Source organism: Streptomyces sp. NPDC107528, assembly GCF_055639295.1.
Genome location: NZ_JBVKAV010000006.1, coordinates 222,654 through 240,026, shown reverse-complemented (window position 1 = coordinate 240,026; position 17,373 = coordinate 222,654). Strand labels below are relative to the sequence as shown.

19 protein-coding genes are annotated in these 17,373 nt (G+C 71.4%); 7 read left to right on the top strand and 12 right to left on the bottom strand.

All coding sequences use genetic code 11. From position 1 onward, the window contains the following. Positions 1-9 precede the first annotated feature (9 nt). The gene (locus tag ACZ7L5_RS20895; protein WP_328879475.1) at positions 10-522 is read left to right on the top strand and encodes a hypothetical protein; all 513 of its coding nucleotides are present in this window, start codon (positions 10-12) and stop codon (positions 520-522) included. 36 nt (positions 523-558) lie between these two features. Here ACZ7L5_RS20895 and ACZ7L5_RS20890 read toward each other — a convergent pair whose 3' ends face one another. After that, the gene (locus tag ACZ7L5_RS20890; RefSeq protein ID WP_471518286.1) at positions 559-1,302 is read right to left on the bottom strand and encodes a hypothetical protein; all 744 of its coding nucleotides are present in this window, start codon (positions 1,300-1,302) and stop codon (positions 559-561) included. A gap of 210 nt (positions 1,303-1,512) precedes the next feature. Between ACZ7L5_RS20890 and ACZ7L5_RS20885 the strand changes: the two genes are divergently transcribed. The 3 genes from ACZ7L5_RS20885 to ACZ7L5_RS20875 are packed head-to-tail and all read left to right on the top strand — an operon-like array spanning position 1,513 to position 4,586. Continuing rightward, positions 1,513-2,808, top strand: a complete 1,296-nt coding sequence (locus tag ACZ7L5_RS20885) for a magnesium transporter MgtE N-terminal domain-containing protein (protein ID WP_363034910.1) — start codon at positions 1,513-1,515, stop codon at positions 2,806-2,808. Beyond that, positions 2,798-3,409, top strand: a complete 612-nt coding sequence (locus ACZ7L5_RS20880) for a DUF1003 domain-containing protein (RefSeq protein ID WP_471518285.1) — start codon at positions 2,798-2,800, stop codon at positions 3,407-3,409. The genes ACZ7L5_RS20885 and ACZ7L5_RS20880 overlap by 11 nt, the downstream gene beginning before the upstream one ends. A 43-nt stretch (positions 3,410-3,452) precedes the next feature. Further along, positions 3,453-4,586 (top strand): Mrp/NBP35 family ATP-binding protein, encoded by a 1,134-nt coding sequence (locus ACZ7L5_RS20875; protein ID WP_391393459.1) that lies wholly within the window; start codon positions 3,453-3,455, stop codon positions 4,584-4,586. 79 nt (positions 4,587-4,665) lie between these two features. Here the strand turns inward: ACZ7L5_RS20875 and ACZ7L5_RS20870 are convergent, their stop codons facing one another. The 5 genes from ACZ7L5_RS20870 to sigE form a co-directional block, all read right to left on the bottom strand. Next, positions 4,666-5,334: a hypothetical protein gene (locus ACZ7L5_RS20870; protein WP_471518284.1), complete on the bottom strand. Its 669-nt coding sequence runs from the start codon at positions 5,332-5,334 to the stop codon at positions 4,666-4,668. A gap of 228 nt (positions 5,335-5,562) precedes the next feature. Next, positions 5,563-6,003, bottom strand: coding sequence for a sec-independent translocase (locus ACZ7L5_RS20865; RefSeq protein ID WP_363034902.1), 441 nt, complete (start codon positions 6,001-6,003; stop codon positions 5,563-5,565). Between the two features lie 183 nt (positions 6,004-6,186). Continuing rightward, positions 6,187-8,415: a S1C family serine protease gene (locus ACZ7L5_RS20860; protein WP_471518283.1), complete on the bottom strand. Its 2,229-nt coding sequence runs from the start codon at positions 8,413-8,415 to the stop codon at positions 6,187-6,189. A gap of 428 nt (positions 8,416-8,843) precedes the next feature. Further along, the gene (locus ACZ7L5_RS20855; RefSeq protein WP_471518282.1) at positions 8,844-9,815 is read right to left on the bottom strand and encodes an anti-sigma factor family protein; all 972 of its coding nucleotides are present in this window, start codon (positions 9,813-9,815) and stop codon (positions 8,844-8,846) included. Beyond that, the gene (sigE, locus tag ACZ7L5_RS20850) at positions 9,812-10,510 is read right to left on the bottom strand and encodes an RNA polymerase sigma factor SigE (RefSeq protein ID WP_471518281.1); all 699 of its coding nucleotides are present in this window, start codon (positions 10,508-10,510) and stop codon (positions 9,812-9,814) included. The genes ACZ7L5_RS20855 and sigE overlap by 4 nt, the downstream gene beginning before the upstream one ends. Positions 10,511-10,745: 235 nt before the next feature. Between sigE and ACZ7L5_RS20845 the strand changes: the two genes are divergently transcribed. Beyond that, on the top strand, positions 10,746-11,444 hold the full coding sequence (locus ACZ7L5_RS20845; RefSeq protein WP_328884328.1) for an O-methyltransferase: 699 nt from the start codon (positions 10,746-10,748) through the stop codon (positions 11,442-11,444). Positions 11,445-11,633: 189 nt separating this feature from the next. Here ACZ7L5_RS20845 and ACZ7L5_RS20840 read toward each other — a convergent pair whose 3' ends face one another. Next, positions 11,634-11,801: a DUF3117 domain-containing protein gene (locus tag ACZ7L5_RS20840; protein WP_003966491.1), complete on the bottom strand. Its 168-nt coding sequence runs from the start codon at positions 11,799-11,801 to the stop codon at positions 11,634-11,636. Between the two features lie 146 nt (positions 11,802-11,947). Beyond that, a complete protein-coding gene (locus ACZ7L5_RS20835) occupies positions 11,948-12,112 on the bottom strand; it encodes a hypothetical protein (protein WP_471518280.1) in 165 nt (54 codons plus the stop codon). Between the two features lie 65 nt (positions 12,113-12,177). On the opposite strand from ACZ7L5_RS20835, the gene chcB reads away from it, so the two are divergent. Further along, a complete protein-coding gene (chcB, locus tag ACZ7L5_RS20830) occupies positions 12,178-12,981 on the top strand; it encodes a 2-cyclohexenylcarbonyl CoA isomerase (RefSeq protein ID WP_471518279.1) in 804 nt (267 codons plus the stop codon). 93 nt (positions 12,982-13,074) lie between these two features. Here the strand turns inward: chcB and ACZ7L5_RS20825 are convergent, their stop codons facing one another. After that, the gene (locus ACZ7L5_RS20825; protein WP_471518278.1) at positions 13,075-13,662 is read right to left on the bottom strand and encodes a DNA-3-methyladenine glycosylase I; all 588 of its coding nucleotides are present in this window, start codon (positions 13,660-13,662) and stop codon (positions 13,075-13,077) included. Further along, complete coding sequence (locus tag ACZ7L5_RS20820; protein ID WP_471518473.1) at positions 13,659-14,009, bottom strand: DivIVA domain-containing protein; 351 nt, start codon at positions 14,007-14,009, stop codon at positions 13,659-13,661. The genes ACZ7L5_RS20825 and ACZ7L5_RS20820 overlap by 4 nt, the downstream gene beginning before the upstream one ends. A gap of 146 nt (positions 14,010-14,155) precedes the next feature. On the opposite strand from ACZ7L5_RS20820, the gene folP reads away from it, so the two are divergent. Next, on the top strand, positions 14,156-15,016 hold the full coding sequence (gene folP, locus ACZ7L5_RS20815) for a dihydropteroate synthase (protein WP_471518277.1): 861 nt from the start codon (positions 14,156-14,158) through the stop codon (positions 15,014-15,016). Positions 15,017-15,290: 274 nt separating this feature from the next. Here the strand turns inward: folP and ACZ7L5_RS20810 are convergent, their stop codons facing one another. Both ACZ7L5_RS20810 and dapE read right to left on the bottom strand, forming a co-directional pair. After that, the gene (locus ACZ7L5_RS20810) at positions 15,291-16,049 is read right to left on the bottom strand and encodes an LOG family protein (RefSeq protein WP_362380688.1); all 759 of its coding nucleotides are present in this window, start codon (positions 16,047-16,049) and stop codon (positions 15,291-15,293) included. Between the two features lie 173 nt (positions 16,050-16,222). After that, positions 16,223-17,302, bottom strand: a complete 1,080-nt coding sequence (gene dapE / locus ACZ7L5_RS20805; protein WP_467479170.1) for a succinyl-diaminopimelate desuccinylase — start codon at positions 17,300-17,302, stop codon at positions 16,223-16,225. Between the last annotated feature and the right edge of the window lie 71 nt (positions 17,303-17,373).

Sequence of the window (17,373 nt, the reverse complement as noted above, 5' to 3'; positions counted from 1 at the left end):
GCTTGGGCCATGACAAGCGAGCTGCTCGACCAGGCCCTCGTCGAGGAGGCCACGAAGAAGTCCGGCCTCGTCTGGGTCAGCGGACCCGGCGTCCCGGCCCGGGCGCTGTGGCACGCGTGGCACGAGGGTGCGGCGTGTGTCGTCGGCGACGGGCCCGGCGAGCAGCCGCTGCCGGGGCTGGCCGACGGGGCCACGGCCGAGGTGACGGTCCGCAGCAAGGACAAGGGCGGCCGGCTGGTCTCCTGGTCGGCGAAGGTCGTGGAACTGGCGCCGGGCTCCGAGCAGTGGGAGGCGACGGTCGCCGAGCTGAAGGGCAAGCGACTCAACGCACCCGACGGCGAGGCCATGCCGTCCCGCTGGGCCCGCGAGTGCCGGGTACTGCGCCTGGAGCCGACGGGCACCACCGCCCCGCTGCCGGACGGCTCACTGGCCGAAGCGCCCCTGCCCTCCCCGGCGACGACACGTGAGCCGATCCCCGCGGGGCTGCCGCGGCTGCTGCTGAAGAAGAAGCGGCGCCGCTAGCCGGTCGGAGCGCGGGCCGGTCACCTCGCCGGCCAGTCACGACGTCGGCAGCTGCTTGCCGTAGTCCACCGTCTCGTCCTTGGCCGGCTTCTCCAGCGGGAAGTCCTTGCCCCAGGCCGAGAAGGTCAACGTGCCCCCGCCGCCCGCGCGGGTGAGGCGGAGGGGGTACGGGGTCCCCTCCAGGGAGACGTCCAGGGTGCCGCCGGCGCCCTTGTCGCCGGTGATGCGGATGGTGCGGGTGCCCTCCTGCTCGTGGTGCCCGTCGGCGGCGAGAGCGCCGTGGAGCGTCAACAGGCCGTCGAGCAGGACACTCTTGTCCGTGAAACCGCTGAACTTCTTGTACGACGGATCACCCTCAGGCACCCTCACGTACTTGCCGTTCAGCTTGTCCGCCGCCGCGTCGGTCTTCGCGCCCTCCGCATCGCTCCAGAACCCGGCGTCGGCCTTCAGATACAGCTGCTCACCGATCCGCAGCAGCTGAAAGTTGGCCCCCTGCGCGGTGACCGACCCCGTCCCGCCGTCGGCCTTCAGCTGCATGTCGAGCTTGTAGGTGCGCCCGCTGGTGACCACGCTCCCGGAGAGGCGGACCGCCTCGGCGGAGTCGGCGGCCGTACGGGTCTTGCGCTGGATCTCGGCGGCCGGCAGCTTGCCGACCCCGTTGGTGCCCTCGTCCGGGTCCTCACTACTGCATCCCGTCAGTCCGGCTCCCGACACGACCAGCGCGCACACGGCGCTCAGCATCGCGGCCCGGCGAATACGACCCTGGGGAATCGCAGGCACAGGTGGGGCTGCCTTTCTGTTGTGGGACCCGAGCGGCGTACCGCAGCGTACCGGGGTGTCAGGGCCCGAGCGGAGCCAGTCCGTCCGGACTGCTCACCAGGGCGTATCGGATCCGGACGGGCTAGCCTGAAGCCCACCCGAGCGGGCAATTCGGGTAAGCGGCACAGTCCACGAACGGCAAGCGCAACAGCAGGCAAAGGAGCCTCAGCAATGGCAGCCGGCGCTCCCCGGATCTTCGTCTCGCACCTCGCCGACGTCGCCGCGTTCGACCCGAACGGCGACCAGGTGGGCCGGGTCCGCGATCTGGTCGTCATGCTGCGGGTCGGCCGGCGCCCGCCACGCGTGCTCGGCCTGGTCGTCGAACTCTCCACCCGGCGCCGCATCTTCCTGCCCATGACCCGCGTCACCAGCATCGAGTCCGGCCAGGTCATCACCACCGGCGTGCTCAACGTCCGACGCTTCGAGCAGCGCCCCACCGAGCGCCTCGTCTTCGGCGAGTTGCTCGACCGGCGCGTCACCCTCGTCGAGACCGGCGAGGAGGTCACCGTCCTCGATCTGTCGGTCGGGCAGCTGCCGGCCCGCCGGGACTGGGAGATCGACAAGGTGTTCGTCCGCAAGGGCGGCCGCAGCGGCGCCTTCCGGCGGGCCAGGGGCGAGTCGCTGACCGTCGAGTGGTCCGCCGTCACCGGCTTCACCCTGGAGGAGAAGGGACAGGGCGCCGAGAGCCTCCTGGCCACCTTCGAGCAGCTGCGCCCCGCCGACCTCGCCAACGTCCTGCACCACCTCTCCCCCAAGCGCCGTGCCGAGGTCGCCGCGGCCCTCGACGACGACCGTCTCGCCGACGTCCTCGAAGAGCTCCCCGAGGACGACCAGATCGAGATCCTCGGCAAGCTGAAGGAGGAACGTGCCGCCGACGTCCTGGAGGCCATGGACCCGGACGACGCGGCCGACCTGCTCGGTGAGCTGCCGGAGGACGACCAGGAGCGGCTGCTGAGCCTGATGCAGCCCGCGGACGCGGCCGACATGCGCCGTCTGATGGCGTACGAGGAGCACACGGCCGGCGGTCTGATGACGACCGAGCCGGTCATCCTGCGCCCCGACGCCACCGTCGCCGACGCCCTGGCCCGGGTCCGCAACCCCGACCTGTCCCCCGCCCTGGCCGCCCAGGTCTACGTCTGCCGACCGCCCGACGAGACCCCGACCGGCAAGTACCTCGGCACGGTCCACTTCCAGCGGCTGCTGCGCGACCCGCCGTACACGCTGGTCAGCTCGATGGTCGACGAGGCTCTGGAGGCCCTGGACCCGGACGCGGAGCTGCCGGTCGTCGCCGGTTTCTTCGCGACGTACGACATGGTCGCGGCGCCCGTCGTGGACGAGTCCGGGTCGCTGCTGGGCGTGGTGACCGTGGACGATGTTCTGGACCACATGCTGCCCGACGACTGGCGGGAGACGGAGTTCCACCTGGACGAGGGCGCGGGCGAGGGGGTGACGGCGCATGGCTCCTGAGCGCGAGGGCACGCGCGAGCGCGTCGCGTCGGGCGCCACCGCGACCACCAGGGCACCCCGTACCCGCCTCGACCAACCCCGTCCGCCGCGCCGCCGGATCCTGCCCGAGTGGGATCCGGAGGCCTTCGGACGGCTGTCGGAGCGCGTCGCCCGCTTCATCGGCACCGGACGGTTCCTCGTCTGGATGACGATCGTGATCATCGTGTGGGTGCTGTGGAACATCGCCGCACCCGGCGACCTGCGCTTCGACGAGTACCCGTTCATCTTCCTGACGCTGGCCCTGTCCCTCCAGGCCTCCTACGCCGCCCCGCTGATCCTGCTCGCGCAGAACCGGCAGGACGACCGCGACCGGGTCAACCTGGAGCAGGACCGCAAGCAGAACGAGCGGTCGATCGCCGACACCGAGTACCTGACCCGCGAGATCGCCGCGCTGCGCATCGGCCTGGGCGAGGTGGCCACCCGCGACTGGATGCGCTCGGAATTGCAGGACCTTCTCAAGGACCTGGACGAGCGGGGCAACGGTCACCGGCACGGCGGTCACCGCGAGCACGGGGTATTCCCGGCAGATCGGTCTGCGGGACGTGACGTAGACGACCGCTGACGGGCTTACCGGGGCATGGCTACCGCGCCGTACCATCGTCCTTATGGCTACGGAAGACGCGGTGCGCGAAGCGCTGGCGACGGTGAACGACCCCGAGATCAACCGCCCCATCACCGAACTGGGGATGGTCAAGTCGGTGGAGATCGGTGCGGACGGTGCGGTCGCGGTCACCGTGTACCTGACCGTCTCCGGCTGCCCGATGCGCGAGACGATCACCCAGCGCGTGACGGACGCCGTCTCCGCGGTCGAGGGGGTCACCCGCGTCGACGTCACGCTCGACGTCATGAGCGACGAGCAGCGCAAGGAGCTGGCGAACGCCCTGCGCGGCGGCACCGCCGAGCGCGAGGTCCCCTTCGCCAAGCCCGGCTCGCTGACCCGCGTGTACGCGGTCGCGTCCGGCAAGGGCGGCGTCGGCAAGTCGTCCGTGACGGTCAACCTGGCGGCGGCGATGGCGGCCGACGGCCTCAAGGTGGGCGTCGTCGACGCCGACATCTATGGCCACAGCGTGCCGCGCATGCTGGGCGCCGACGGGCGTCCGACCCAGGTCGAGAACATGATCATGCCGCCGTCGGCGAACGGCGTGAAGGTCATCTCCATCGGCATGTTCACGCCGGGCAACGCCCCGGTGGTCTGGCGCGGCCCGATGCTGCACCGCGCGCTCCAGCAGTTCCTGGCGGACGTGTACTGGGGCGACCTGGACGTCCTGCTGCTCGACCTGCCGCCGGGCACGGGCGACATCGCGATCTCGGTGGCCCAGCTGGTCCCGAACGCGGAGATCCTCGTCGTCACCACGCCTCAGCAGGCCGCCGCCGAGGTCGCCGAGCGGGCCGGCTCCATCGCCGTCCAGACCCACCAGAAGATCGTCGGCGTGGTCGAGAACATGTCGGGCCTGCCCTGCCCGCACTGCGACGAGATGGTCGACGTCTTCGGCACGGGCGGCGGCCAGACGGTCGCCGAGGGCCTCACCCGCACGACAGGCACCAACGTCCCGGTCCTCGGCAGCATCCCCATCGACGTCCGCCTGCGCGAGGGCGGCGACGAGGGCAAGCCGGTCGTCCTGACGGACCCGGACTCCCCGGCGGGCTCGGCGCTGCGCGCGATCGCGGGGAAGCTTGGAGGCCGCCAGCGGGGCCTTTCGGGCCTGTCCCTCGGGATCACCCCGAAGAACAAGTTCTGATTCCGGTACGCCGATGGGGGCGCCGTCTCACCGGACGGCGCCCCCATCGGCGTATCTGTGTCTCCGTGCGGGCCGGGGCCTAGGCGTACGCCGAGATGTCCTTGATCATGGCGAAGCCCAGCCCGTACGCGCTCATGCCCCTGCCGTACGCCCCCACGTGCACGCCCTGCTGAGTCGACCCGGCCAGCACCCAGCCGAACTCGGACTCCCGGTAGTGGAAGGGCGTGGGCACCCCGTCCACCGGCAGGGACAGCGTCGACCAGTCCGAACCCTCCAGGTCGTCCGCGAGGGCCCACGCCGTCTCCGTCTGCTGCTCCAGCCAGTCGTCGCGCAGCGAGTGATCCATCTGCCCCGGCCAGGTGAAGGACAGCAGCCCCACCCCGGCGAGCCACGCCGCCGAGGACACCGAGGTGGCCTCCAGCAGCCCCGTGCCGTCGGCGCTCCGCCGGGACGGATTCGCCGCGACGGTCACGACCACGGCGAACTTGTCCCGGTCCTCCGTCGCCTCGTGCCGTACGGAGGGCTCGTCGCCGTGCCCGATCGATCCGTGTTCCACGGACCCGTCGGCAGCCATGCCGACCTGCATCAGCCAGCGCGGCCCCGTGAAGGCCTCATCGAGGCCGTACCAGGGGAAAGGCGCCAACAGGTAGCCGTCGACCGTGCGCCGGGCGGAGGGGACCTGCTGTCCGCCGTCCGCGGCCGGTTCCTGCGCGACTGCCCGACTCGTCGTCTGACTCGTCGTCTCCATGTGCCCGGACGCCTCCTCGTTCTCGCCGGACCAGCCCGGCCCGCCCCCCTTCGGGCGTACTCGTCCGGTCCGCACAACAACTCGGCAGCATAGCCACACCGCTCCGAGCAGCAGTGAAAGCGCCCGGCGCGTGGGGCGCACAGAGGGCGGGTTCAGGCCGTGCACGACCCGGGCGGAGTATGAGAAGCGTCACGTACGAGCGGTGTCCCGCCCGCGTGTTCGTACCGGTCAGGTGGCGTCCGCGTCGTACGGCGGGCGCTCGTCGCGGGGGTTCTCCGGCTTCTTCGTCATGTCGATCGCGCCGCCGGCGGAACCCGGGGCGGAGGACGACGAGGACGATTCCGCGTCACGGCCGTGGACGGCGTCGGTGACCTCGGCCATTTCCTTCTTCAGGTCGAAGCCGTTGCGGATCTCCTTCAGCCCCAGCTCGTCGTTGTCCAGCTGCTTGCGGATGAACGTCTTGGGGTTGAGGTCCTCGAATTCGAAGTCCTTGAACTCCGGGCCCAGTTCCTGCCGGATGTCCTGCTTGGCGCTCTCCGAGAACTCGCGGATCTTGCGGATCGTCCGCGTGGCGTCCTGGATGAGCTTCGGGAGCTTGTCCGGACCGAAGACGAGCACGGCGAGGACGATGAGCGTCACCAGCTCGAGCGGTCCTATGTCATTGAACACCTGAAGCTCCTTGCGATGTCCTCGGTCGGCTCCACGGTACCCGGCCATCCGCTACGACCGGTACTGTCCCGAGGCCTCCGAATGCGTGTGGGCGTGCGGTTTTCCGGGTTGTTTGCCTTGTCAGGGCCCGCGTGGGGAGTGACACGGGTCACGCTGAGAGGTTTCTGTGAGTCTCGGCCCCGCTCAGCCACCGCTCGAAGAGCCCAGCGTCAGCGAGATCGAGATCTCCTTTCCGCCGCGCTCCAAGGTCAGTTCCAGCCGGTCGCCGGGGCGGTGGGCGCGGGTCTTGACGATGAGCTCCTCGCCGGAGTGGACGCGCTGGCCGTTGACCTCGGTGATGACGTCGCCGGACTTGAGGCCGGCCTTGGCGCCGGGGCCGCCGCCGGTGACCGCGGGGCCGCCGTCGCTGCCCTTGGTGCCGACGCGGGCTCCGTCGCCGGTGTAGTCCATGTCGAGGGTGACCCCGATGACGGGGTGGGTCGCCCTGCCCGTGTTGATCAGCTCCTCGGCGACGCGCTTGGCCTGGTTGACCGGGATGGCGAAGCCGAGGCCGATGGAGCCTGCCTGGCCGCCGTCGAGGTCGGACCCGCTGTCGGCGGAACGGATCGCGGAGTTGATGCCGACGACACGGCCCTGGGCGTCGAGGAGAGGGCCGCCGGAGTTGCCGGGGTTGATGGGCGCGTCGGTCTGCAGCGCGTCGACGTACGACACGTCGCTGCCGTCGCCGCTCTCGCCGCCGGCCGTGATCGGCCGCTCCTTGGCGCTGACGATGCCTGAGGTGACGGTGCCCGCCAGGTCGAACGGGGCGCCGATGGCCACGACGGGGTCGCCGACCTGGACGTTGTCGGAGTTGCCGAGCGGCAGGGGGTCGAGCCCGCTGACGCCGGTGACCTTGACGACGGCGAGGTCGTAGCCGCCGTCCCGTCCGACCACGGTGGCCTTTGCGGAGTCGCCGCTGTGGAAGGTCACGGATATCTCGCCGTCGTCACCTGCGGGTTCGACGACGTGGTTGTTGGTGAGGATGTGACCGCGGTCGTCGAGCACGAATCCGGTGCCGGTGCCCTGCTCCTCGCTGCCGCTCACATGGAGCGTCACGACACTCGGCAGGGCACGCGCGGCGATCCCGGCGACACTGTCCGGCGCCCGTCCGGCGGACTCACTGCCGGCCTGCGGCAGCTCCACGTCCCCCACTCCCCCGTTGCGCTCCAGATACGCCCCTACGGCCCCACCCACCCCACCGGACACGAGGGCGAGCAACAGGGCACCGACGACGAGCGCCTTCCTCCCAGGCTTGCGACTCGGCACGCCGGTGGCGAGCGCGGCGCCGTTCTGCTGGAGGGGGGCGGGATGAGAGGTGGGGTGGTGGGTGCGGGACCAGGGGTCGTAGTTCTGCCAGGGGTTGGTGGGGGGCGGGGCGTCTGCCGCCGGAGTCGCCGGGGTGGGGGTGGCCCGGGTGGCTGTGCCGGGCGCCGGGGGTGCCGTCTGGGCGGGGATGTTGGGGGGCGCCGCCGTGGCGGTTGCACTGAGTGCCGGTTCCGGCGCGGGCGTGGGTTCGCCGACGGGCGGGGTCGGGGGTACCGGTGAGACGGGTGCGGTGTGGACTGCGGCCTGGGTGCCGGTCGTCGGGGCGGGTGCACCGGGCGCGGCAGTCGGCACGCCGGGCGTCGGCGGGGGCGGGACGGGTACGGCAGTGCCCTGCGCCGGCGTCTCCACGCCCTGCGCCGACTGGGGCGGCATCGGTACCGCCGTCCCGTGCGCGGGCGTGGCCGCCGGGTGCTGGACCGGCGGAGCGGGGGCCCAGGGTCCGGGCTCGCCGTAGGGCGGGGTGCTGTAGGGGTCGGGGTCGTGCAGGGGCTTGGGGCGCTCGGCGACGGGCGCGGCGGGAACGGCGGTGGCGTCGGCAGCGGGCTCCGCGACCACGGCACCGTCGGCCACGGCGCCGGCCTGCTCGGCGACCTCCGTGGCCGGGGCCGTCACGTCTGCCTCCGGGAGGGACGCGGGCGCTCCCGCCGGCCGCGCAAGCTCGAAGTCGCCCTCGCCCGAAGCCGCGTCGCCGTCGCTGTCCCCGTCCGCACCCGTGGCAGGTCGGGCCAGTACGAAGTCCGTCTCGGGTGCAGCCGCGTCACCGCCACTGCCGCTCACCGCGGGCCGAAGCTCGAAGTCCCCCTCGGTCGGGTCCCCCTCGCCGGCTGCGCCCGCCTCAGGCCGGGCCAGTTCGAAGTCGCCCTCGGCCGCAGTCCCGCCACCACCATCGCTCACCGCGGGCAGCGCCAGCTCGAAGTCCCCTTCGGTGTCAGCGCCGTGGCCCCGTGCACCGGCATCTCCAGGAGACGCCCCCTCCGGCTCGGCCGAAGGCCCCTGCGGTCGAGGTCGGTTCCACCACTTCGCCTTCGCGGGCTTCCCCTCGTTCATGCTCTGCTTCCTGCTCACTGCTGACCCGATGCTCGAGTAGGGCGCTCCGCTCCTGGCCGCATCCGAACGGACACGGCCGGCGTCCGGCTGGGCAGCCTCAGCCGATCGGTCGCCACCCCGCAGCCCGTATGTGCCGGCTGTCCAAGGAACCCCGCCCGAACGGTGCCGCGCCGACGGCAGCGGCTGCATGCGATTCCTGGCTTCCCGGCAGGCCGCCACCGGGACATCCCGGCGCCCGAATGCCTACTCGACTCTGCGCTGTCGCACTCAGGTTCCCCCCAGGAAACCGGCGACCTCGTGCTACCCCCCATCCGGCACGCGGCGTCAACGGCGGCCGCAGCTCATCCACTCCGCGCCCGGCCCGCAGGCACGGCGCGCGGCCCACCCTGGATTCAATCAGGTTCGTGGGCCGCTGCGCAGAGGCCGGGTCAGCGGCCGGTGGCCGGAGGGGCGGAGGGGGATGAGGTGGCGTCGGGGAGGGGTGCGGTGAGCAGGTCGGGGGCCGCTGTGATCGCGGCGGTCGTGGCCCACGAGGTCAGCGCGAGCGGCGGGGTCGCGCTGAGCGGGCGTATCAGCGGGGACATGGCGGCCGCGCCGGCCACCACGGGTGCGGCGAGGGTGTGTATGTCCGCGTCGGCGGGCTGGGCCGGCATGCCGGGCAGGAGGGGAGCCGCGACCTCGGTCGGGGCCACGGGGGTGTCGGGCGTCTGCGCACCCTGCCCCTGCGCGAGCAGGGGGCCCACGGCACGGCGGCGCTGGTTCTCCGGTGCCGCCGTGCCGCCCGTGCCCTGGGTCCGCGTAGGCGTCACATTGCTGCCGGTCCCCGAGCCGCCGCGCGCCTCCGCGTCGGTCGGCGCACTGGTCGTGACGCCGCCCAGCGAGATCGCAGCCAGCGACACCGCGCCCGCCGCGACCAGGGCGAACCGCATGCGGGAGGACGCACGATCGGCGTCATGCCGGCCCACGGGGTGGGTACGGAAGCCGCGGTCGGAGGCGGGGAGCGCCGGGACGGCGTGCGAACGCGACGGAACGTATCCGAACTCGAAGCGGTCGTCCCGCTTCATGCCGAAGGCCCCGGCGCCCGGCCGTCCGGACAGTCCGCCGAATCCTCCCCCGCCCAGCGGCGAGCCACCGCCGTCCAGGTCACCTCCTCCGGGGAGGCCCTGAAGACGGGCCAGGAAACTCTCTGAGGGAGGCGGCGGGGCCGCCTCCGCGAAGACGTTCTTCAGTCGGCGCTGGGCGTCGACCTCCGACTTGCACCTGGCGCAGGTCGCCAGGTGGGCCAGGACGCGCTCGCGCGTCTCATGACCGAGCTCTCCGTCGACGAGGGCGGAGAGTCGGTCGCCAAGGTGCTGCTCGGCCAGGAGCCGTTCGGCGGGGTTGGGTCGGGTGCCACTCACGCGGTCGCGCCCCCTCCCCCCAGTGCGGGCACGCGCGGCACGAAGGAGCGGCGCTCGGCACGCGCCTCCGGCGAACGGTGCGCAAGGGCCTTGCGCAGCTGGGAACGGCCGCGGTGGATGCGGGACCGGACGGTGCCCAGCTTGACTCCGAGGGTCGCGGCGATCTCCTCGTACGACAGTCCTTCGATGTCGCACAGGACGACCGCGGCGCGGAACTCGGGCGCGAGGGTGTCGAGGGCCTGCTGGACGTCCGCGTCGAAGTGCGCGTCGTTGAAGACCTGCTGGGGCGAGGGCTCCTTGCTGGGCAGCCGCTCGGCGGCGTCGTCGCCGAGCGCGTCGAAGCGGATGCGCTGCTTGCGACGGACCATGTCCAGGAAGAGGTTGGTGGTGATGCGGTGCAGCCAGCCCTCGAAGGTGCCGGGCGTGTACGTCGACAGGGAGCGGAAGACGCGGACGAAGACTTCCTGCGTCAGGTCCTCCGCGTCGTGCTGGTTGCCGGTGAGGCGGTACGCCAGGCGGTAGACGCGGCCGCTGTGCGTGCTGACGATCTCCTCCCAGGTGGGCGGAGTCCACGCCTGCCCGTCCGCGTCGGTGGAGAAGGTCGCGGTCTGGGCGTATTCGTCGGCGTGGCTTTGGTCAGCGGTGTCGTTCACGGATTTCGGCCTACCTGCCGATCCGAGAAAGCGCCGGAGCACTCCTCCCCGATCCACAGGCGCAGCCGCACCTCCCCTGTCGGCTCTGGTGGTGTCCAGTGGAGCCCCTACCATAGCCACCTCGCCCGTTAGCTCCGGATAAGCGGTTTTACGAGAATTTGATCTGGGCTGACACGGCTGGTGCGCCTGCGTCAGCACTTGCTCTCGGCCCTGCTCGTCGTCGTGATCCAACTGTGTCCCCCCGCTCGTCTTCCCACCCCTCTAAACGCCTGGTCCCATCTGCGGGTTCCCGGGCGCAACGGATACAGTCACGCCCAGGCAACCACGGGGACAGGAGAGGGTCATTACCGGCAACCGGCAGACGAGCTGGGCGTTCGCCGACGCCTACGTCGCCGAGGACGACGTCCTGCGCTGGGCCCGTGACCGGGCCCGCGAGGCGGGGCTGCGCTCGGTGTCGCCCGGCACGGGTGCCGCGCTGCGGATGCTCGCCGCCACGGTGGACGCCAAGGCCGTCGCGGAGATCGGCACCGGTACCGGCGTCTCCGGAATCCACCTCCTGCACGGTATGCGCCCGGACGGCGTGCTGACCACGGTCGACCCCGAGCCCGAGCACCAGCAGTTCGCCCGGCAGGCCTTCCGGGCCGCCGGCTTCGCCAGCAACCGCGCCCGCTTCATCCCGGGCCGCGCCCTGGACGTCCTGCCCCGCCTCGCCGACGCCGGTTACGACCTCGTCCTGTGCGACGGCGACCGGCTGGAGTTCCTCGACTATCTCGCTGAATCGTTGCGCCTGCTGCGCTCGGGCGGCCTCGTCGTGTTCGAGGGCGTCTTCGCCAACGGCCGCACGGTCGACTCGGGCCCGCAGCCCACCGAGGTCATACGGATCCGGGAACTGCTGCGCGCGGTGCGCGAGAGCCAGGAGCTGGTGCCGTCCCTGCTGCCGGTGGGCGACGGGCTGCTCTGCGCGGTCAAGCGCTGACCGCCTGACCGGCCCCCGCACACGCCGTACTCCTGCCGGGAACAGCCACGGACCTACCGGGAAGACCGGCGAACGTGCCGGTCGGACCGACGGCCGAACCGAAGAGGCTCGCGGAAGCACCGGGGAAAACAACGACCCCGGCACCATGTGCGATGCCGGGGTCGCCGAAAGGGTAGGGTCGCTGCCGCGTCAGCCGACGACCTTCTTGAGGGCATCGCCGAGCGCGTCGGCCTCGTCCGGGGTCAGCTCGACGACGAGCCGACCGCCGCCTTCGAGCGGAACGCGCATGACGATGCCCCGCCCCTCCTTGGTCACCTCGAGCGGGCCATCGCCCGTCCGCGGCTTCATGGCCGCCATGCTCGTTCCCCTTCCTGAAACCAGCTCATCGTCAAAGCCGACGGCCCCATGGAGGGCACGCGCGTCAGGTATGGGACACGCGACACCGGCATCGAACACATTGCTTCCAAGCCATTATCCCGCATCTCAGGACCCGATGACCAACATCAGTCGGCATCGCTTGGGCAACGCGCGCGAGCAAAACCACTCAATTCGGCGATGTGACTGCGATACTGCTCCGCCGCACGCGCTTCGGCCGAACGGAACCGGACGTAAATTCTTTGACGCAGGTCACACGTCCGGTCGGGGCCGTTGCCGGTGATCTCCGCCATGCTGTCCTTCAGACAGGTGCGTACCGACGAGTACGCCCGAGCCGCCACACCGGAGGGGATACGCCATGGCCGACACCGTGCTCTACGAGGTGAGCGACGGACTCGCGACGATCACGCTGAACCGCCCCGAGGCGATGAACGCGCTGAACGTCGAGACCAAGGTCGCCCTGCGGGACGCGGTCCAGGCTGCGGCAGGCGACGACGCCGTACGAGCCGTACTGCTGACCGCGGCCGGGGAGCGGGCGTTCTGTGTGGGGCAGGACCTCAAGGAGCACATCGGGCTGCTGATCTCCGACCGGGAGACGGGTTCGGGGCAGACGATGAGCACCGTGCGGGAGCACTACAACCCCATCGTGCGGGCGCTGGCCGGGATGTCGAAGCCCGTGGTCGCCGGGGTGAACGGGGTCGCTGCCGGAGCCGGCTTCGGGTTCGCGCTGGCGGCGGACTATCGGGTGGTGGCGGATACGGCGGCCTTCAACACGTCCTTCGCGGGGGTCGCGCTGACCGCCGACTCCGGGATCTCGTGGACGCTGCCGCGGGTCGTCGGACCGAGCCGAGCGGCGGACCTGCTGCTCTTCCCGCGCAACATCAAGGCGCAGGAGGCGTACGAGCTGGGGATCGCGAACCGGCTGGTGCCCGCCGCGGAGCTGCGGGCCGAGGCAGAGAAGGTTGCGCGGGCGCTCGCCGAGGGGCCGACCGTGGCCTATGGGGCGATCAAGGAGGCAGTGGCGTTCGGGCTGTCGCACTCCCTTGAGGAGACGCTGGAGAAGGAGGACGAGCTGCAGACGCGGGCCGGGTCTTCCGAGGACCATGCGATCGCGGTGCAGGCCTTCGTCAACAAGGAGAGGCCGAAGTACTTGGGCCGGTGAGCTCGGGGCGGTTGCGCCGTCGGGGTCTGCGGGCTCGTGGGGGGGCTGGTCGCGGCCACGCGGCGAAGCCGCAACCGACACAGCCCCGCGCTCCTAGACGGCGCTTCTCGCGACGCAGGTTTCCAAGTGATCGTCGACCAGACCGCACGCCTGCATCAACGCGTATGCCGTCGTCGGTCCTACGAAGCGCAGGCCCCTCTTCTTCAGGGCCTTGGACAGGGCAGTCGACTCCGGGGTGACCGCCTGGACGTCGGCGACGGTCTTCGGGGCCGGGCGGGTGGTCGGGTCCGGGGCGTGGGACCAGATCAGGTCGTCCAGGTCGCCGGGGGCCCAGTCGGCCAGGACGCGGGCGTTGGCGACGGTCGCGTCGATCTTCGCCCGGTTGCGGATGATGCCCTCGTCGGTGAGGAGGCGGTCCTTGTCGGTGTCCGTGAAGGTGGCGACCTTGGCGATCTCGAAGCCCGCGAAGGCGGCTCGGAAACCCTCGCGGCGGCGCAGGATCGTGATCCAGGACAGGCCCGACTGGAAGGCCTCCAGGCTGAGGCGTTCGTAGAGGGCGTCGTCGCCGTGGACCGGGCGGCCCCACTCCTCGTCGTGGTACGTCACGTAGTCCGGGGTGGACAGGGCCCAGGGGCAGCGCAGGGCGCCGTCCGGGCCGGCGAGGGCCGTGCCGTCACTCATTGCTGGTCCTCCTGGGCGGGCTTGTCCATCGACACATGACCGGGCGAGGCCTGCGCGCCGGACAGGGCGGACTCCAGGTCGGCGATCCGGGCGTCGCGCTCGGCGAGCTCGGCGCCGAGCCGGCTGAGGGCGTCGTCGACGTCGGCCATGCGGTAGCCGCGGGCGGCGAGCGGGAAGCGGAGCGTCTCGATGTCCGCGCGGTCGACCGGGCGGTCCAGAGGCAGCAGGTCCTGCAGGCGCTCGGGCTCCGCCTCGGCCAGCGGGCCGTCGCTCTCGCCGCCGCCCACCACGGCGAGTGTCACCGCGGCGACCACGACGGCCAGCGCGACGACCAGGAACAAGAACATAACCATCGCTGCGGGCCCCCACGGTCGGTTTATGCGAGCGGACGAGTGTGTCAGTGTCCGATCGTGCCATGCGACTCTGACAGTTAGGGTCGCAGGCGGCCCAAAGGGCGGGACGTACCAGGACACACAAGGAGAGGTCACAGGGGATGCTCAGGCTGGGCAGGCGTGAGTTCGACACGCACGAGCCGGTGATCATGGCGATCGTGAACCGGACCCCGGACTCCTTCTACGACCAGGGGGCGACGTTCCGCGACGAGCCCGCCCTCGCGCGCGTGGAGCAGGCCGTGGCGGAGGGGGCGGCCATCATCGACATCGGAGGGGTCAAGGCCGGGCCCGGCGAAGAGGTGACCGCCGATGAGGAGGCGCGGCGGACGGTCGGGTTCGTGGCCGAGGTGCGGCGGCGCTTTCCGGATGTCGTGATCAGCGTGGACACCTGGCGGGCCGAGGTCGGGGCGGCGGTGTGCGAGGCGGGGGCGGATCTGCTGAACGACGCGTGGGGTGGGGTGGATCCCGGGCTGGCTGAGGTCGCCGCTCGGTACGGGGTGGGGTTGGTGTGCACGCATGCCGGGGGTGCGGAGCCTCGGACCCGGCCGCACCGGGTGACGTACGACGACGTCATGGCCGACATTCTGCGGGTGACTGTGGGGCTGGCCGAGCGGGCGCTGGCACTGGGGGTGCCGCGTGAGTCGATCCTCATCGATCCGGGGCACGACTTCGGGAAGAGCACGCGGCACAGTCTTGAGGCGACTCGGCGGCTCGGGGAGATGGTCGAGACGGGATGGCCTGTGCTGGTGTCGCTGTCCAACAAGGACTTTGTCGGGGAGACGCTGGACCGGCCGGTGAAGGAGCGGGTGGTGGGGACGTTGGCCACTACTGCGGTTTCGGCGTGGTTGGGCGCGCAGGTGTATCGGGTGCATGAGGTGGCGGAGACGCGGCAGGTGTTGGAGATGGTGGCGTCGATCGCGGGGTGGCGGGCGCCGGCGGTGGCACGGCGGGGGTTGGCCTAGCCTTCTTCGCCCCCGCCGCCCCTACCCGTCCCGTCCTGAAGGGGCCACCCCGGACCTGGGGGCTGCCGCCCCCAGACCCCCGCCATCGGCCTGAACGGCCTCGTCCTCAAGCGCCGGACAGGCTGAAATGCCCGGACCGGCGGCGAGAGGGACCGTCCGCGCGCGTGCGCAGCCCCCAGCGGGTGGGTGAGGGTCGGGGACAGCTGCACCGTCCCCAAACGCCGGGCCCGCCGAGTACCTCAAGTCGGCGTCAGACGACGGCCCAAGCCCAGCGCTAGCGCCCCGCCTCCTTCGACACCAGTGCCACCGCCTCGTCCACGTCGTCCGTGACGTGGAACAGGAGCAGGTCCTTTTCCGATGCCTTGCCCTGGGCGATCAGGGTGTTCTTCAGCCAGTCGACCAGCCCGCCCCAGTACTCGCTGCCGAAGAGGACGATGGGGAAGCGGGTGACCTTCTGGGTCTGGACGAGGGTGAGGGCCTCGAAGAGTTCGTCGAGGGTGCCGAGGCCGCCGGGGAGGACCACGAAGCCCTGGGCGTACTTGACGAACATCATCTTGCGGACGAAGAAGTACCGGAAGTTCAGGCCGATGTCGACGTAGGGGTTGAGCCCCTGCTCGAAGGGGAGCTCGATGCCGAGGCCGACCGAGACGCCCTTCGCCTCGCAGGCGCCCTTGTTCGCCGCTTCCATGGCACCCGGACCACCGCCGGTGATCACCGCGAAGCCGGCCTCGACCAGGCCGCGGCCGAGGCGGACTCCGGCGTCGTACTCGGGAGAGTCGGCCGGTGTGCGGGCGGAGCCGAACACGCTGATGGCGGCCGGGAGTTCGGCGAGGGTGCCGAAGCCCTCGATGAACTCCGACTGGATGCGCAGGACTCGCCAGGGGTCCGTGTGGACCCAGTCGGAGGGCCCGCCCGCGTCCAGCAGGCGCTGGTCGGTCGTGCTCGCCGTCACCTGATCCCGCCTGCGGATCACCGGTCCCAGACGCTGCTCCGACGGTGGCTGCTTCTTCCCCTCGGGGTTGCCGGTAGCCATGTACGCTCCCTCCGCTGCGGGGCCTGCGGTCTTGCAGGTCGTGCAGATGTTGCAGGTCTTTCCACTCAGCGTAGATCCACGCGGGTTACGGACGGGGGACGTGTGCATGTCCGCCATGAAGCGCCGTACCGGCGATCCCCGGGCGCACGCTCACCGCTCGTCCACCCCGGGTCCTACGCCGTGAGCCACGCCCTGAGCCGCTCCTCCCCCGCAAGGATCTTCGCCGTCTCCACCCGCTCGTCCCGCTTGTGCGCCAAGTGCGGGTTGCCGGGGCCGTAGTTGACCGCCGGGATGCCGAGGGAGGAGAAACGGGAAACGTCCGTCCAGCCGTACTTGGGGCGCGCGTCGCCGCCGACCGCGGCCATGAACGCCGCTGCCGCGGGGTGGGAGAGGCCGGGGAGCGCGCCGCCGCTGTGGTCGTCCACCACGAACTCCTCGACGCCGCAGTCGGCGAAGACCTCGCGGACGTGCGCGATGGCCTCCTCCTCGGTGCGGTCGGGGGCGTAGCGGAAGTTGACGGTGACGACGCATTCGTCCGGGATGACATTGCCCGCCACGCCGCCCGAGATGCCGACCGCGTTCAGGCCCTCCCGGTACTCCAGGCCGTCGATCACCGGGTAACGGGGCTCGTACGACGCCAGGCGGGCGAGGATCGGGGCCGCCGCGTGGATCGCGTTCGAGCCCATCCAGCTGCGCGCGGAGTGGGCGCGCTCGCCCGTGGTCTTGAGGAGCACCCGGAGCGTGCCCTGGCAGCCGCCCTCGACCTCGCCGTCCGACGGCTCCAGCAGGACCGCGAAGTCGCCCTCCAGCCACTCCGGACGGGCCTCGGACACGTGCTTGAGGCCGTTGAGGTCCGCGGTGACCTCTTCGTTGTCGTAGAAGACGAAGGTCAGGTCCCGGTTCGGGGCCACGACCGTCTCGGCGATGCGGAGCTGGACCGCGACGCCCGACTTCATGTCACAGGTGCCGCAGCCCCACAGGACGCCGTCCGCGTCCAGCCGCGACGGGACGTTGTCCGCGATCGGCACCGTGTCGATGTGGCCGGCGAGGATCACGCGCTCCGGCCGGCCCAGGTTGGTGCGCGCCACGACGTTGTTGCCGTACCGGTCGACCGTCAGATGCGGCAGGGCACGCAGGGCGGCCTCGATCGCGTCCGCGAGAGGCTGTTCCGTGCCGCTGACGGAGGGGAAGTCGACGAGCTGCGCGGTGAGCTTCGCGGCGTCCAGCGTGAGGTCAAGGGAGGTGTCGGCCATGGTGCCGACCCTAACGCGCCCGACCGTCGGGCCGTCGGCCCACTTTCCTCACTCGACCCATACCCCTCGGT